The sequence below is a fragment of the Sphingopyxis indica genome, from assembly GCF_900188185.1.
GTDB lineage: Bacteria > Pseudomonadota > Alphaproteobacteria > Sphingomonadales > Sphingomonadaceae > Sphingopyxis > Sphingopyxis indica.
This window is the reverse complement of record NZ_FZPA01000019.1, coordinates 25,555-39,557: the sequence shown is the minus strand read 5'-3', so window position 1 is coordinate 39,557 and position 14,003 is coordinate 25,555. Positions and strand designations below refer to the sequence as shown.

Below are 14,003 nucleotides of genomic sequence, written 5' to 3'. Positions count from 1 at the left end.
CCGGAGCGCGTCAGCAGCAACCGCCGCGCTTGCCGTCCTTTGCCTTGGTCCGCCGGTCAGTCACCGCATGGCACGCCTTGGCGCATTGATCGCCCTTGCCGCCCGGCGCCGCCGGATCGCCCGGAACGACGAGCAGATGCGCCCCGCCGCCGCAGGCGGGGAGCAACAGCAGCTGCGCGTCGGCGGTGAACGGCGCGATGGCGAGACCCGTCGCGGCGCCGAGCGAGGCGAAAGCGCGGCCGATCATGGCGCGGCGTCCCGTTCCTCGTCGACGAAAATGCGCAGCGCGGCGCCGTCGAGATCGTCGAACTGGCCGCTGCGCAGCGACCAGAAGAAGGCCGCGAGGCCGAGCAGTCCGAGACCGAGCGCGATCGGAATCAGGAACAGCAGGCCGTTCACGCCAAGCCTCGTTTCAATCGCATCGCATTGCCGACGACGATCAGCGACGATCCCGACATGGCGAGCGCGGCGATCAGCGGCGTGACGAGGCCGAACAGCGCGAGCGGCACCGCGACGATATTGTAACCGATGGCGAGCGCGAAATTCTGGCGCACGATCGCCTGCGTGCGCCGCGCCATCCGCAGCGTCTGCACCACCGGCATCAACCGGTCGCCGAGGAAGATGCAATCGGCGGCATTCTTGCCCGCGTCGCTCGCCGACCCCGGTGCCATCGAGGCATGTCCGGCCGCGAGAGCCGGTCCGTCGTTGAGCCCATCGCCGATCATCAACACCTTGTACCCCGCCGCGGTCTGGCGCGCAATTGCGGCGAGCTTGTCCTGCGGGCTCATTCCCGTCTGCGCGAGCACGCCGAGTTCGCGCGCGACGGGCGCCACCGCTTCGCCGCGGTCGCCCGACAGGATGGTCGGCTCGATCCCGTCGCTCCGCAGCGCCGCGATCGCCTGACGCGCGTCGGGGCGCAGTTCGTCGGCGAAGCGCAACAGCGCCAGCGGGTCGTCATCGACCGCGAGTTCGCTCGCAAGCGCATCACCCGCCAGCGGACGCTGCGGACGGCCGAGTGTGACGCTGTGGCCATGCCATCGGGCCTCGACGCCGAAACCCGGCGTTTCGCCGACGATCTCGACCGTTTCGGCATGGACCCCGCGCGCGACGAGGCGCCGCGTGAGTACCTCGCTGAGCGGATGGCGGCTCGCCTGCGCGAGCGCGAGCAGCAGCGGGCCGTAGACGGGGTCGATCGCATCGAGATTGACCGCCGCCGGCCGGCCGAGCGTCAGCGTGCCGGTCTTGTCGATCATCGCGCGGTCGACCTCGGCAAGCCGTTCGAGCGCCGAACCGTCCTTGACGAGCACGCCCAGGCGCATCAGCGCCCCCGCCGCGACGATCTGCGCCGCCGGCACCGCGAGGCCGAGCGCGCACGGGCAGGTGACTATCAGCACCGCGACCGCGATCAGCATGCTCTGGTGCCAGCCCGCTCCCGCCACCATCCAGCCCGCGAAGGCGGCGAGCGCGAGCCCGTGGACCGCCGGGGCATAGAGCCGCGCGGCGCGGTCGGCGATACGGACGTAACGCGACTTGCCCTGCGCCGCCTCGCCCATGAGCCGCGCGATATCGGCGATCGCGGTGCCGGCGCCGGCGGCGGTGACGCGCACACGGATCGGCGCCTCCATATTGAGCGTGCCTGCGTGGACGGGATCGCCGACATGCACCGCCTGCGGCGCGCTTTCGCCGGTGAGGAGCGACAGGTCGATCTGGCTGTCGCCGGCGGTGACGAGCCCGTCGGCGGCGAGGCGCTCGCCCGCGGCGACGAGCATTACCATGCCCGGGGCGAGCGCCGTCGCATCGACCCAGCGCGGCGCGGCATCGCGCTCGATCACCATCGCGCCGGTTCCCATGTTGCGCAGCAGCGCGGTGACGCCGCCGCGCGCGCGGTCGCGCATCACGCTGTCGAGCCAGCGCCCGCAGAGGAGGAAGAAGAGCAGCATGACCGCGCCGTCGAAATAGGCGTGGCGCCCGTGCGTCGCGGTCTCGTACAGGCTGAGGCCGGTTGCGAGCAGCACGCCGATGCTGATCGGCACGTCCATATTTGTATGCCGGTGCCGCAGCGCGCGCGCCGCCGAGCGGAAGAAGGGCCGCCCCGCATAGGCGATCGCCGGCAGCGCGATCGCCGCCGACAGCCAGTGGAACAGGTCGCGCGTCACCCCCGCCGCGCCCGACCAGACCGCCACCGACAGCAGCATGATGTTCATCATCGCGAAGCCCGCGACCGCGACGGCGCGCAGCAGGTCGCGGCTCGTCGCCGCCTCTGGGTCGACCTCACCCGCCGCGTCGCCGATCGGATACGCCTCGAAGCCGAGCAGCGAGAAGGCGCCGATCAGGTCGGGCATCGCTGCGTCGGGCGTGTGCGTCAGGTGGACACGCTTTTCGGTGAAGTTGACGCGCGCGGCGGCGATCCTCTTGTCGCGCACGAGCCCCTGTTCGAGCTTGGCGATGCAACTCGCGCAGCGGATGTCGGGAACCGCGAAATCGCGCTCGATCAGCGGCGTGGCGGCGGCGGCCGTCATTGCAGGTCGGCCCGGTAGCGCGCTTCGTCGCCGCCGCGACGGACCGAGAGGTCGAGCCGCCAGCGCCCCGCCGGAACGCGCTCGCGCGATATAAGGACCCCGCCCGCGGCCGGAACGAAATGCACCGCCGTCGGTGGCGTGCGGCCAAGCGGATGGCTGAGCGTCGCGGTCACCGCCACCCCCGCGAGCGGGCGCCCCTCCTCGCCGATCGTCAGCTGCACCCGCCGGTCGGCGCCGAGCACGATCGTCGGGCTCCAACCGAGCCCGTCCTGCGCCGCGGCGCGCTGGAGCCATTCGTTATAGTGCTGGCTCGCGACATAGCTGTTCTCGACCACCGCACCGCCGAAGGTCGACAGCGCGAAGCGCGCCATGACGAAATTCACCGTCACCACCACCGCAAAGAAGGCGACGAGAATCGTCGTCATATGCCAGCCGGTGAAGGCTTTGTGCGCGCGCTCGGTCATTGTCCTGTCTCCGGCCGGTCGAACTGGATGGTTTCGCTGTCGCCGCGCGGGTCGCCGTCGAGGCCCCACGCCATGAGGGTGAAGTCCTGCCGTGCCGGACCGGCACCCGGCGCCGCGACGAACAGCCGGGCGCGCGTGACGCTGTCGGCGGGCAGCGTCATTTGGATGCGCTGCCCGGCGTTTTCGCGCGCGCCGTCCTCGCTCCACAGCTTCGCGTCGCTGAGCCCCGTCATCGCGACTTCGACCCGGCGTGGGCGCGTTTCCATGTTGCGCAGCTTCAAAGTATAGCTGTTGCGGATATGCCCGTCGGAAAGCTGGACATAGAGCGGGCTGCGATCGTGCTGGACGGCGAGGTCGAGCCTTGTGCGCTGGCCGAGCGAAAACAGCATCGCGGCGCCGATCGCGCACCAGATCGAGAAGTAGACGATCGTGCGCGGGCGCAGCAGCGTCTGGCGCACCGGCCGCGCCGCACCGCCCGCCTTCTCCGTCGCCGCATCGTCGAGCGTGCAATAGTCGATCAGCCCGCGCGGGCGGCCGACCTGCGCCATCACCCCGTCGCACGCGTCGATGCACAAGGCACAAGTGATACAGCCGATCTGCGGCCCTTCGCGAATGTCGATGCCGGTCGGACACACCGCGACGCACTGGTTGCAGTCGATGCAGTCGCCGAACGCGCCGGGATGGGCCTGCGCCTTCTTGACGCTGCCGCGTGGTTCGCCGCGCCATTCCTTATAGGTCACCAGCAGCGATTTTTCGTCCATCATCGCGGTCTGGATACGCGGCCAGGGGCACATATAGATGCACACCTGTTCGCGCATGAAACCGCCAAGGACGAAGGTCGTCGCGGTGAGCGCCGCGACCGTGCCATAGGCGACGGGCGCCGCCTGCCCGGTCCAGAAATCCTGCGTCAGCGTCGGCGCATCGGCGAAATAGAGAATCCACGCGCCACCGGTCCAGAAGGCGATCGCCAGATAGACCGCATATTTGAGCCCGCGCTTCGCGATCTTTTCCGCCGTCCACGGACCGTTCGCGAGGCGGATCTGCGCGTTGCGATCGCCGTCGATCAGCCGGTCGACATGCTGGAACAGGTCGGTCCACACCGTCTGCGGACAGGCATAGCCGCACCAGGCGCGCCCGACGGCGCTGGTGACGAGGAACAGCCCGATCCCGGCCATGATCAGCAGGCCCGCCACATAGTAAAATTCGTGCGGCCAGATCTCGATCTGGAACATGTAGAAGCGCCGGTGCGCGAGATCGACGAGCACCGCCTGATCGGGCGCGTATGCGCCGCGGTCCCAGCGCAGCCACGGCGTGACGTAATAGATCGCGAGCGTGACCGCCATCACCAGCCATTTGAAGCGGCGAAAGCGGCCGTCGACCTTCTTGGGATAAACGCCCTTGCGCGCTTCATAGAGCGAAGCGGGGCCGCCGGTCAGGTCTTCAGGGCTGGCCATCGGCTCCCTGCCCTTGCGCGGCGGCAACCGTCGCCGGTGCCCTTTCGCCGCCGCCGAGCGAATAGACATAGGCGGCGAGCATCTTGATCGTGACGGGATCGAGCCGCTCGCCCCAGCGCGGCATCACGCCGTTGCGCGGGTTGGCGACGGTCGCGGCGATGCTCGCGCGGTCGCCGCCATAGAGCCAGATCGCATCGGTCAGCTTCGGCGCGCCGACCTGCCGCCCGCCCTCGCCGTTCGCGCCGTGGCAGACGGCGCAATTCGCCTCGAACAGCGTCGCCCCGCGCGCCGAGGAGGCGCTCGGCTTTTCCTGCCCGCTGATCACGCGCACATGGCTGACCACATCGGCGATCTGGCGCGCGTCGAGAATGGCGTCACGGCCGAAGGCGGGCATCAGGCTGGTGCGCGTCGCCGGATGCTCGGGGTTCCGGATGCCGTGGGTGATCGTATAGTCGATTCGATCGAGATCGCCGCCCCACAGCCAGTCGTCGTCGGTCAGGCTGGGGTAGAGTGTCTGCACTCCCGCGCCGCCCGACCCGTGACACTGGACGCAATGGACGCGAAACGCCGCCCCGCCGCCCTGCACCGCCGCCTGCATCAGCTCGGGCCGCGCGGGGAGTTCGGCGATCGGCGACGCGGCGATCGCGTTCACCACGGGCGCGCGGCGCGTCGCATCGGCGGCAAGCTCCTGTTCGAGCTGGCCGCGGCTCGACCAGCCGATTACGCCCCTGGTCGCGCTGTTCACCATCGGCCACGCCGGATAGAGGACGACATAAACCGCCGCCCACGCGATGGTCAGATAGAAGGTCCACAGCCACCAGCGCGGCATCGGCGTGTCGAGTTCCTCGATGCCGTCCCATTCGTGACCGACGGTGCGCGTGCCCGTCGCTTCGTCGATACGCTGCTGCTCAGCCATGCTCGTCGTCCTTGAAGATCATCGTTGCGGCTTCGCGGTTGCGATCGCGCGCGCCGCGGCGGAACGGCCAGGCGACCAGGCCGAGGAACAGCAGCGCCATGCACAGAAGGCCCCAGCTGTCGGCAAAATGGCGAAGCTCGTTGTAGGTCATTGCGCCGCTCCCGCAGGGGCGGGCTCGACATGCGCCTGTTCCTGCGGCGCCGCCTTGTCGACGTCGACGAGGGTGCCGAGCATCTGGAGATAGGCGATCAGCGCATCCATTTCGGTCACGCGATAGGGGTCACCGTCGAAATCGCGCACCTGCACCTTCGGATAGCGCGTCGCGAGGTCGCCGGCGCCGGCATCGGGATCGGCCTGCGCGCGGATGTCGTCGTTCGCCTTGGCGATGTCGTCCTGCGTATAGGGAACCCCGACGCGATAGAGCGCGGTCAGATCGTTCGCCATGTCGCCGGGCTCGAGCTCGCGCTCCGACAGGAACGCGTAAGGCGGCATGATCGATTCGGGCACGACGCTGCGCGGGTCGATCAGGTGCGCGCGGTGCCATTCGTCCGAATAGCGTCCGCCGACGCGCGCGAGGTCGGGCCCCGTGCGCTTCGACCCCCATTGGAAGGGGTGGTCGTACATGCTCTCGGCGGCGAGGCTGTAGTGGCCATAGCGCTCGACCTCGTCGCGGAACGGACGGATCATCTGGCTGTGGCAGGTATAGCAGCCTTCGCGCATATAGATGTTGCGCCCCGCCAGCTCGAGCGGGGTGTAGGGCCGCATTCCGTCGACCTTCTCGATCGTGTTGTCGATCCAGAACAGCGGCGCGATCTCGACGATGCCGCCGATCGCGACCGCCACGAGCGCGAACAGGCCGAGCAGCGAGACATTGCGTTCGAGCTTCCTGTGGCTGAAGCGCGGTTCGGCAGGTTGGGTGGCCATCGACTGGGCGCTCCTCATTCGGCGGGAACGGGCGCGAGCGGGCGATCCGCCGCGGCGTTGTAAGGGGTTTCGGTCATCGGCTTTTCGGCGCGGACCTTGCCCGCGAGCGTCGCCCAGACGTTGACCAGCATGATCACGAAGCCCGCAAGGTAGAGCGCGCCGCCGGCCGCGCGGATCAGATACATCGGGTGCATCGCCGCGACGCTTTCGGCAAAGCTGTAGACGAGGTAGCCGTCGGCGCCATATTCGCGCCACATCAGCCCCTGCATGATCCCCGCCACCCACATCGAGGCGGCGTAGAAAACGATGCCGACGGTCGCGAGCCAGAAGTGCCAGTTGACCATGCGCAGGCTGTAAAGACGCGGACGGCCCCACAGGCGCGGCACGAGATAATAGAGGCTGGCGAAGGTGATCATGCCGTTCCAGCCGAGCGCGCCCGAATGGACATGGCCGATCGTCCAGTCGGTGTAATGCGACATCGAATTGACCCATTTGATCGACATCATCGGGCCTTCGAAGGTGCTCATCCCGTAGAAGGCGAGCGCCATCACCATCATGCGGATGATCGGGTCGGTGCGGATCTTGTCCCACGCGCCGTTGAGCGTCATCAGGCCGTTGATCATGCCGCCCCAGCTCGGCATCCACAGCATTACCGAGAACACCATGCCGAGCGTCTGCGCCCAGTCGGGAAGCGCGGTGTAGTGAAGATGATGCGGCCCCGCCCAGATGTAGAGGAAGATCAGCGACCAGAAATGGATGATCGACAGGCGATAGCTGTAGACGGGGCGTTCGGCCTGCTTGGGCACGAAATAATACATCATCGCGAGGAAGCCCGCGGTCAGGAAGAAACCGACCGCATTATGGCCGTACCACCACTGCGTCAGCGCGTCCTGCACGCCCGCAAAGGCGGCATAGCTTTTCGATCCGAAGAGGCTCGCGGGCATCGACAGATTGTTGACGATGTGGAGCATCGCGATGGTGATGATGAAGCTCAAATAGAACCAGTTCGCGACATAGATATGCGGCTCGCGGCGCTTGACGATCGTGCCGACGAACACCGCGAGATAGGCGACCCAGACGATCGTCAGCCACAGGTCGACATACCATTCGGGCTCGGCATATTCGCGCGCCTCGGTGACGCCCATCAGATAGCCGGTCGCCGCGAGGACGATGAAGAGCTGGTATCCCCAGAATACGAAGCGCGCGAGCGCCGGAAAGGCGAGCCGCGCGCGGCAGGTGCGCTGGACGACGTAAAAGCTCGTCGCGATCAGCGCATTGCCGCCGAAGGCGAAGATCACCGCCGAGGTATGGAGCGGCCTCAGGCGCCCGAAGGTCGTATATTCGAGATTGAGGTTGAGCGCGGGAAAGGCAAGCTGGAGCGCGATATAGAGCCCCGCCGCCATCCCCGCGGTTCCCCAGAACAGCGTCGCAATCGCCCCCCAGCGGATCGGGTCGTCGTCATAGACGCCCTCGTCACCGGGCATCTTCAATATCCCGCGCGCGATCGCGTCGAAATCGGCGCGCGACACCGTCGCCCACAGCGCGATCAGGCAGGCGGCAGCGACAATCCCCATATGGACGGCAAAGGGCGCGTCGGCCGCGGCCGCGGCCATGACGAGCGCGAGCAGCGCCAGCGCCATCCATCCCCCCGCCTTCGAAACCAGACTGTCCATGTACGAATCCCCGCTCGGCGCGGCCGCGCGGGGCCGCCTGTCGGGCCCGCCATGGACGCACGGGCGCCGCGAAACATTGATACGGATCAACGAAAGTTTTGCGCCGCATCAATGTCGTGCAATTGCGGCGGGCGCAGAGGGGTTCCGGCAACAGAGGAGCCCGAGAAAAATGAAAACGCCTGTTCTTCCCTTATTCGCCCTCGCCGCTGCGGCGGCGGTTCCCGGTCAGGCCGCTGCAAAGCAGGGCGACGTCCAGCTCAAGCTGCTCGCGACGCTCGTCGTGCCCGACGGCAAGATCAGCGACGTCGAACTGGACGCGATCGGTCTGCCCGCGGGAACGCAGACCAGAGCGAACGACAATGTCACCCCGACGATCGCGATCGAATATTTCGTCGCCGGCCATGTCTCGATCGAGACGATCGCGGGGGTGACGCAGCACGACGTCGACGGGCGCGGGGCGCTTGATGGCGCCGAGCTGGTGTCCGACGCGAAGATCGTGCCCGCCACCTTGACGCTCAAATATCATTTCGGCGCCGACGGCGGCATCCGGCCCTATGTCGGCGCGGGTCCGAGCTATTTCATCTTCATCGACGAAAAATCCGGTGCGGCGGCCGTCGCCCTCGGCGCGACGCGGCAGAAGATGGACGACAGCTTCGGCGTCGCGCTGCAAGCGGGGGTCGATGTTCCCCTGAACGCCAAGGGGCTGGGGCTGACGCTGGATGCCAAGCGCTATTTCCTGCGCCCGACCGCGCACTGGTATGCTGGAACGACCGAGGTGCTGCGCACCGAGCACAAGCTCGATCCGTGGGTGATCAGCGCGGGCGTCGCGTATCGCTTCTGAGGTGGTCGCCAAGCCCAGCCCGGCCCATCGCCGCGCGGTCGCCAATCGCGATCGCGCGGTGCGCAGGGGGCGGCGAAAGTCCGGAAATCGCGCGGTGCCCGATGTCGTGGATGAGAACCCCGAGCAAACGTCCGTGATCGACGCGCGACCCTATGCGTGCGGCTTTTATTAGCGCGTGGGAGACGCGCAGCCCCCCGCATCGCGACGTTCGCATATAATTGCGGATTCGCGGGCCAGCAAGCGGAGTCGTGAGGACGTCATCGACCGCGATTCAATCCGATCTGTCGACCCAACGGCGTTCGACGATGCGCAGCAAGGTCAGCATGATCAGGCTGACGATTCCGCCGATCAGCACCAGCGGCCATTGCGCCGCGCCGCACGCAATCCCGAGCACCGCGGCGAGCCACAGATGCGCCGCGGTCGTCAGATTATGCACCTCGCCGCGGCTGAACACGATCAGCCCTGCGCCGATGATCCCGATGAAAGCCCCCGTTGCTTCGTAGAGGCGCAGCGGGTCCATCCGCGCGCCCTGGAGCTGGCCGTAGAGCGCGATGATCGAGACCGTCATCGCGGCCGCGGCGAAACAGATCAGACCATGCGTGCGCAGCCCCGCCGCATGGCCGCGCATTTCGCGATCGAGCCCGAGCATCAACCCGAGCACCGCCGCGCCCCCGAGCCGCGCCAGCAGGTCGAGGTCGATCGAGTGAACCAGAGTTGGCGCGTTGAGCTCCATCGCCGATAGAGCGCGGCAGCGGCGAAAGGGTTCCGCGGCCGCCGCGACGCCGAAAAGTTCTCCCCCTGTTCTCTTTCCTTGCCGCGGCGCCCCGTGCGCGCTAACCCTGCCGCCATGATCGCGAAACTGACGGGGCGGCTGGATTCGAGCGGAGCGGGCCATGCGGTGATCGACGTCGGCGGCGTCGGCTATCTGGTCGAAGCCTCGGCGCGCACCCTCGATGCGCTCGGCGCGGTCGGCGGCGAGGTGACCATCCACACCGAGATGCTCGTCGGCGAGGATTTCCTGCGCCTGCTGGGCTTTGCGCGCGCCGAGGAGCGCGACTGGTTCCGCCTGCTCACCAGCGTGCAGGGGGTCGGCGCAAAGGTCGCGCTGGCGATCCTCTCGGCGCTCGAGGTCGCCGACCTGCAACGCGCGCTCGCCAGCGGCGACAGCGCGATGATCGCGCGCGCCAACGGCGTCGGGCCGAAGCTGGCGCAGCGCATCGCGCACGAGCTGAAGGACAAGGCGGGCGCGCTCGGCGGTATCGCGGGCGGCGGGACGGTCGCGGTCCCGGCGGCGGGTCCCATGGGCGACGCCGTCGCCGCGCTCACCGGCCTCGGCTTCAAGCCCGGTGAAGCCAGCGCGGCGGTCGCGGCGGCGAGCGACGAACTGGGGGCCGGAGCAAGCCTCGACGCGCTGGTGCGGGCGGCGCTCAAGAAGGCGGCGAAATGACCGAAACCACCCGCTGCGCCTCCTGCCGCTGCGGCGCGGTCCGCATCGCCTGCACCGGCGAGCCGATCCGCGTGTCGGTGTGCCATTGCCGCGAGTGCAAGGCGCGCAGCGGCAGCGCCTTTGCCGCGCAGGTCCGCTTCCCGGCCGAGCAGGTCCGCACCGAAGGCGAGCCGAAGCTGTGGCAATATACCGGCGACAGCGGCCACACCGCCGACTTCTTCTTCTGCCCCACCTGCGGTTCGGGCGTCTGGTACCGCGCGCGGCCCTATCATGACGCCTTTGCGATTCCCCTCGGCAATTTCGAGCCCGGCCACGGCTTCGTGCCCGACTATTCGGTGTACGAGGAGCGCAAGGAGCCGTGGGTGTCGATCACGGGCGACGGGATCGAGCATTATGACTGAATGCACCACAGCGCGGGTTCGGATGGTGCCCAGACAGGCCGCACGATAAGATGGCAGGCGAAAGGAATGCGCGATGCAAGTGACCGCTGTATTGACGCCGGCGAAGGAAGGCGGCTTCGTCGCCTATAACCCCGAAACCGGCACCACGAGCCAGGGAGAAACGATCGAGAACGCGATCGCCAATCTGCGCGAAGCCGTGGAACTCTATCTCGAAATGTTTCCCCTGCCCGCGGGCGGCCCCCCGCTCGTCACCTCCTTCGACGTCGATGCACACGCCGCCTGATGCCGAAACTCCCGGTCCTCTCGGGTCGCGAGGTCGTAGCCGCGCTAGAACGCCTCGGTTTCGTCCAGATGCGCCAGCGCGGCAGCCACGTAATCCTTCAGCGCGAGGGGGTTGGCGTCGTGGTGCCGCTGCACCGCGAACTGAAGACGGGAACGCTGGCCGGAGTGATCCGGCAGGCCGGACTGTCGCAGGATGAGTTTCTGAAAGCGGTGCGGTAAGGCTCGCGGGGAATGGAGATGGGACCGGCCGGTCGAAACAAGTTCAGCATGACGAGATTTACAGGTATCGCGACACCGTGACCGACCTCACCACCCCGATCCGCACCCCCGAGGATGCCGATGCCGCGCTGCGGCCCAAGTCGCTTGCCGAATTCGTCGGGCAGGCGGCGGCGCGGGAGAATCTGCGGATCTTCATCGAGGCGGCGAAGGCGCGTTCGGATGCGCTCGACCATGTGCTCTTTTTCGGGCCGCCGGGGCTCGGCAAGACGACGCTCGCGCAGATCGTCGCGCGCGAACTGGGAGTCGGCTTTCGCTCGACCTCGGGGCCGGTGATCGCCAAGGCGGGCGACCTCGCGGCATTGCTCACCAATCTGGAAGACGGCGATGTGCTGTTCATCGACGAGATCCACCGCCTGTCGCCCGCGGTCGAGGAGATCCTCTATCCCGCGATGGAGGACCGCGCGCTCGACATCATGATCGGTGAGGGACCGTCGGCGCGCAGCGTGCGCATCGACCTGCCCAAATTCACCCTCGTCGGCGCGACGACGCGGCAGGGGCTGCTCACGACGCCGCTTCGCGACCGCTTCGGCATTCCGGTGCGGCTCAATTTCTATACGCACGCCGAACTCGAACAGGTGATCGGCCGCGCGGCGCGGCTGCTGGGCCTCGGCATCGCGCCCGACGGCGCGCTCGAGATCGCGAAGCGGTCACGCGGCACGCCGCGGATCGCCGGGCGGCTGCTGCGCCGCGTGCGCGATTTCGCGACCGTTGCCGGCGCCGCGACGGTCGATGCGAAGGTTGCCGACGCCGCGCTCAACCGGCTCGAGGTCGATGCGCTCGGGCTCGACGCGATGGACCGCCGTTACCTGACGATGATCGCCGACATCTATCGCGGCGGGCCGGTCGGGGTCGAAACGCTCGCGGCGGGGCTTTCCGAACCGCGCGACACGATCGAGGATGTGATCGAGCCCTATCTGCTCCAGATCGGCCTGATCGCGCGCACCGCACGCGGGCGGATGCTCAATGCGAGCGCGTGGAAGCACCTTGGTCTCAACCCGCCCGCGGGAGTGCAGGACGGGCTGTTCGACCAGGGCAAATGACGCTGAATAGCTAGTCAGGCGTCCATCAGCCGCCGCTTCGCCGCGACGAACCGATTTAACCCTCTTTGCGACGAGTCGTGCAGCCGCTATCGCTCGTCGCGATGGATGACGTCCCGCCCCCCTTCGTCCCCGGTGCCTTCGCCGGCGCCGCGCACCATTACCGGCTGCGCGTCTATTTCGAGGACACCGACCTCAGCGGCATCGTCTATCACGCCAATTATCTGCGCTATATGGAGCGCGCGCGGTCGGACATGCTGCGCCTCGCCGGAATCGACCAGCGCGCGGCGATGGAAGCGGGCGAAGGCGCATGGGCGGTCACCGACCTTGCGATCAAATATCTGAGGCCCGCGAAACTCGACGACGACCTGCACGTCGTCAGCCATGTCGAGGCGGTGCGCGGCGCGAGCGTCGTCATCGCACAGCGCATCCTTCGCAGTCATGGTGCGTTAAGCGACGACTTGCTGACGGAGGGGCGCGTCACGGCGGCCTTTCTGTCGCCCGAAGGCCGGCCGCGCCGCCAGCCCGCGGGCTGGGCCGACCGTTTCACCGCCGTCATGAATGGAGAGACCATCCCTTGCTAGACAATATCTCGCTGGCCGCCGACGCGGCGACCCTGTCCCCGATCGCGCTGTTCCTGCACGCCGACTGGATCGTGAAGGGGGTGATGATCGGCCTGCTCGCCGCGTCGATCTATGTCTGGGCGGTGATCTTTACCCAGGGGCGCGGCACCACCAAGCTGATGCGCGCATCGGAGCAGTTCGAGCGCGATTTCTGGCGCGCGGGCAATATCGACAAGTTCCACGACGAGAACGCCCGCGATCCGCTGCCGAGCGCCAAGATCCTCGCCGCCGGCGTCTCCGAATGGCGCCGCTCGACGGCGGGCAAGACGGTCGACCGCGACGGCACGCGCGAACGGCTGAGCGTCGCGATGAACAGCGCGATCGAGGGCGAGGTCGACCGGCTCGCCGAAAAGATCGGAACGCTCGCGACGATCGGCGCGGTCGCGCCCTTCGTCGGGCTGTTCGGGACCGTGTGGGGCATCATGCGCAGCTTCACCGCGATCGCGGCGGAGAATAACAGCAGCCTCGCCGTCGTCGCGCCGGGCATCGCCGAGGCGCTGTTCGCGACCGCGATCGGGCTGTTCGCAGCGATTCCCGCGGTGATCGCCTACAACACCTTCTCGCAGCGGCTGAACCGGCTCGAATCGCGGCTGGGCCGCTTCGCCGACGGGCTGCACGCGACGTTCAGCCGCGAGCTGGAGGTCGAGGCCTGATGGCGATGACCGGCCCTTCGGGCGGCACCCAGCGCCGGCGCGGGCGCGGCGGGCGCCGCTCGCCGATGGCGGAAATCAACGTCACACCGCTCGTCGACGTGATGCTGGTGCTGCTGATCATCTTCATGGTCACCGCACCGCTGTTGACCGCGGCGGTGCCGGTGAACCTGCCCGAAACGCGCGCCAAGCCGATGGACAATCCCGAGCGCGAGCCGGTGCAGTTGAGCGTGACCGCCAACGAGACCATCTATATCGGCGAGGAACCGGTCAGCGCCGCCGAGCTGCCCGCGCGGCTCGAGGCGATCAAGCGCGCCGACGAGGGCGCCGACCAGCCGCGCCAGATCATGCTGCGCGCCGACAAGAGCCTGGTCTTCGGGCGCGTCGCATGGGTGATGGGCGAACTCAATCGCGCCGGACTGACGCGCATCTCGATGGTCACCACCGGTTCAGACAGCGCACCCTAGGTTGAGATGATGGCGGCAACGCAGGC

The 14,003-nt window shown here is 67.9% G+C and carries 19 protein-coding genes; 9 read left to right on the top strand and 10 right to left on the bottom strand.

Annotation, left to right across the window (positions count from 1 at the left end; all coding sequences use genetic code 11):
* Positions 1-10: 10 nt before the first annotated feature.
* From CHB69_RS18075 to ccoN, 9 genes are read right to left on the bottom strand one after another with little or no spacing between them, the layout of a single operon-like run.
* Positions 11-247, bottom strand: coding sequence for a hypothetical protein (locus CHB69_RS18075; RefSeq protein WP_089217313.1), 237 nt, complete (start codon positions 245-247; stop codon positions 11-13).
* Entirely contained in the window at positions 244-399 is a 156-nt protein-coding gene (gene ccoS, locus CHB69_RS18070; RefSeq protein WP_089217312.1) for a cbb3-type cytochrome oxidase assembly protein CcoS, read from the bottom strand. Before ccoS ends, CHB69_RS18075 begins: the two co-directional genes overlap by 4 nt.
* A complete protein-coding gene (locus tag CHB69_RS18065; protein ID WP_089217311.1) occupies positions 396-2,519 on the bottom strand; it encodes a heavy metal translocating P-type ATPase in 2,124 nt (707 codons plus the stop codon). Before CHB69_RS18065 ends, ccoS begins: the two co-directional genes overlap by 4 nt.
* Complete coding sequence (locus CHB69_RS18060; RefSeq protein WP_089217310.1) at positions 2,516-2,983, bottom strand: FixH family protein; 468 nt, start codon at positions 2,981-2,983, stop codon at positions 2,516-2,518. Before CHB69_RS18060 ends, CHB69_RS18065 begins: the two co-directional genes overlap by 4 nt.
* The gene (gene ccoG / locus CHB69_RS18055; protein ID WP_089217309.1) at positions 2,980-4,437 is read right to left on the bottom strand and encodes a cytochrome c oxidase accessory protein CcoG; all 1,458 of its coding nucleotides are present in this window, start codon (positions 4,435-4,437) and stop codon (positions 2,980-2,982) included. The genes CHB69_RS18060 and ccoG overlap by 4 nt, the downstream gene beginning before the upstream one ends.
* On the bottom strand, positions 4,424-5,353 hold the full coding sequence (gene ccoP / locus CHB69_RS18050; RefSeq protein WP_089217308.1) for a cytochrome-c oxidase, cbb3-type subunit III: 930 nt from the start codon (positions 5,351-5,353) through the stop codon (positions 4,424-4,426). The genes ccoG and ccoP overlap by 14 nt, the downstream gene beginning before the upstream one ends.
* The gene (locus CHB69_RS18045; RefSeq protein ID WP_089217307.1) at positions 5,346-5,504 is read right to left on the bottom strand and encodes a cbb3-type cytochrome oxidase subunit 3; all 159 of its coding nucleotides are present in this window, start codon (positions 5,502-5,504) and stop codon (positions 5,346-5,348) included. Before CHB69_RS18045 ends, ccoP begins: the two co-directional genes overlap by 8 nt.
* Positions 5,501-6,277, bottom strand: a complete 777-nt coding sequence (ccoO, locus tag CHB69_RS18040) for a cytochrome-c oxidase, cbb3-type subunit II (protein ID WP_089217306.1) — start codon at positions 6,275-6,277, stop codon at positions 5,501-5,503. The genes CHB69_RS18045 and ccoO overlap by 4 nt, the downstream gene beginning before the upstream one ends.
* A 14-nt stretch (positions 6,278-6,291) precedes the next feature.
* Positions 6,292-7,950, bottom strand: coding sequence for a cytochrome-c oxidase, cbb3-type subunit I (gene ccoN / locus CHB69_RS18035; RefSeq protein WP_089217305.1), 1,659 nt, complete (start codon positions 7,948-7,950; stop codon positions 6,292-6,294).
* A 169-nt stretch (positions 7,951-8,119) separates the two neighbouring features.
* On the opposite strand from ccoN, the gene CHB69_RS18030 reads away from it, so the two are divergent.
* Positions 8,120-8,791 (top strand): OmpW/AlkL family protein, encoded by a 672-nt coding sequence (locus CHB69_RS18030; protein WP_089217304.1) that lies wholly within the window; start codon positions 8,120-8,122, stop codon positions 8,789-8,791.
* A 271-nt stretch (positions 8,792-9,062) separates the two neighbouring features.
* Here CHB69_RS18030 and CHB69_RS18025 read toward each other — a convergent pair whose 3' ends face one another.
* Entirely contained in the window at positions 9,063-9,524 is a 462-nt protein-coding gene (locus CHB69_RS18025; protein ID WP_089217303.1) for an MgtC/SapB family protein, read from the bottom strand.
* Between the two features lie 114 nt (positions 9,525-9,638).
* Between CHB69_RS18025 and ruvA the strand changes: the two genes are divergently transcribed.
* From ruvA to CHB69_RS17985, 8 genes are all read left to right on the top strand, one after another.
* Positions 9,639-10,238, top strand: a complete 600-nt coding sequence (gene ruvA / locus CHB69_RS18020; protein WP_089217302.1) for a Holliday junction branch migration protein RuvA — start codon at positions 9,639-9,641, stop codon at positions 10,236-10,238.
* Complete coding sequence (locus CHB69_RS18015) at positions 10,235-10,639, top strand: GFA family protein (protein WP_089217301.1); 405 nt, start codon at positions 10,235-10,237, stop codon at positions 10,637-10,639. The genes ruvA and CHB69_RS18015 overlap by 4 nt, the downstream gene beginning before the upstream one ends.
* 73 nt (positions 10,640-10,712) lie before the next feature.
* On the top strand, positions 10,713-10,922 hold the full coding sequence (locus tag CHB69_RS18010) for a type II toxin-antitoxin system HicB family antitoxin (protein WP_089217300.1): 210 nt from the start codon (positions 10,713-10,715) through the stop codon (positions 10,920-10,922).
* Positions 10,922-11,140, top strand: coding sequence for a type II toxin-antitoxin system HicA family toxin (locus CHB69_RS18005; protein ID WP_089217299.1), 219 nt, complete (start codon positions 10,922-10,924; stop codon positions 11,138-11,140). The genes CHB69_RS18010 and CHB69_RS18005 overlap by 1 nt, the downstream gene beginning before the upstream one ends.
* A gap of 77 nt (positions 11,141-11,217) precedes the next feature.
* Positions 11,218-12,240, top strand: coding sequence for a Holliday junction branch migration DNA helicase RuvB (ruvB, locus tag CHB69_RS18000; protein ID WP_089217298.1), 1,023 nt, complete (start codon positions 11,218-11,220; stop codon positions 12,238-12,240).
* A gap of 101 nt (positions 12,241-12,341) precedes the next feature.
* Positions 12,342-12,821, top strand: coding sequence for a YbgC/FadM family acyl-CoA thioesterase (locus CHB69_RS17995; protein ID WP_089217338.1), 480 nt, complete (start codon positions 12,342-12,344; stop codon positions 12,819-12,821).
* Positions 12,815-13,513, top strand: coding sequence for a protein TolQ (tolQ, locus tag CHB69_RS17990; protein ID WP_089217297.1), 699 nt, complete (start codon positions 12,815-12,817; stop codon positions 13,511-13,513). Before CHB69_RS17995 ends, tolQ begins: the two co-directional genes overlap by 7 nt.
* A complete protein-coding gene (locus tag CHB69_RS17985; RefSeq protein ID WP_089217296.1) occupies positions 13,513-13,977 on the top strand; it encodes an ExbD/TolR family protein in 465 nt (154 codons plus the stop codon). The genes tolQ and CHB69_RS17985 overlap by 1 nt, the downstream gene beginning before the upstream one ends.
* Positions 13,978-14,003: the final 26 nt, after the last annotated feature.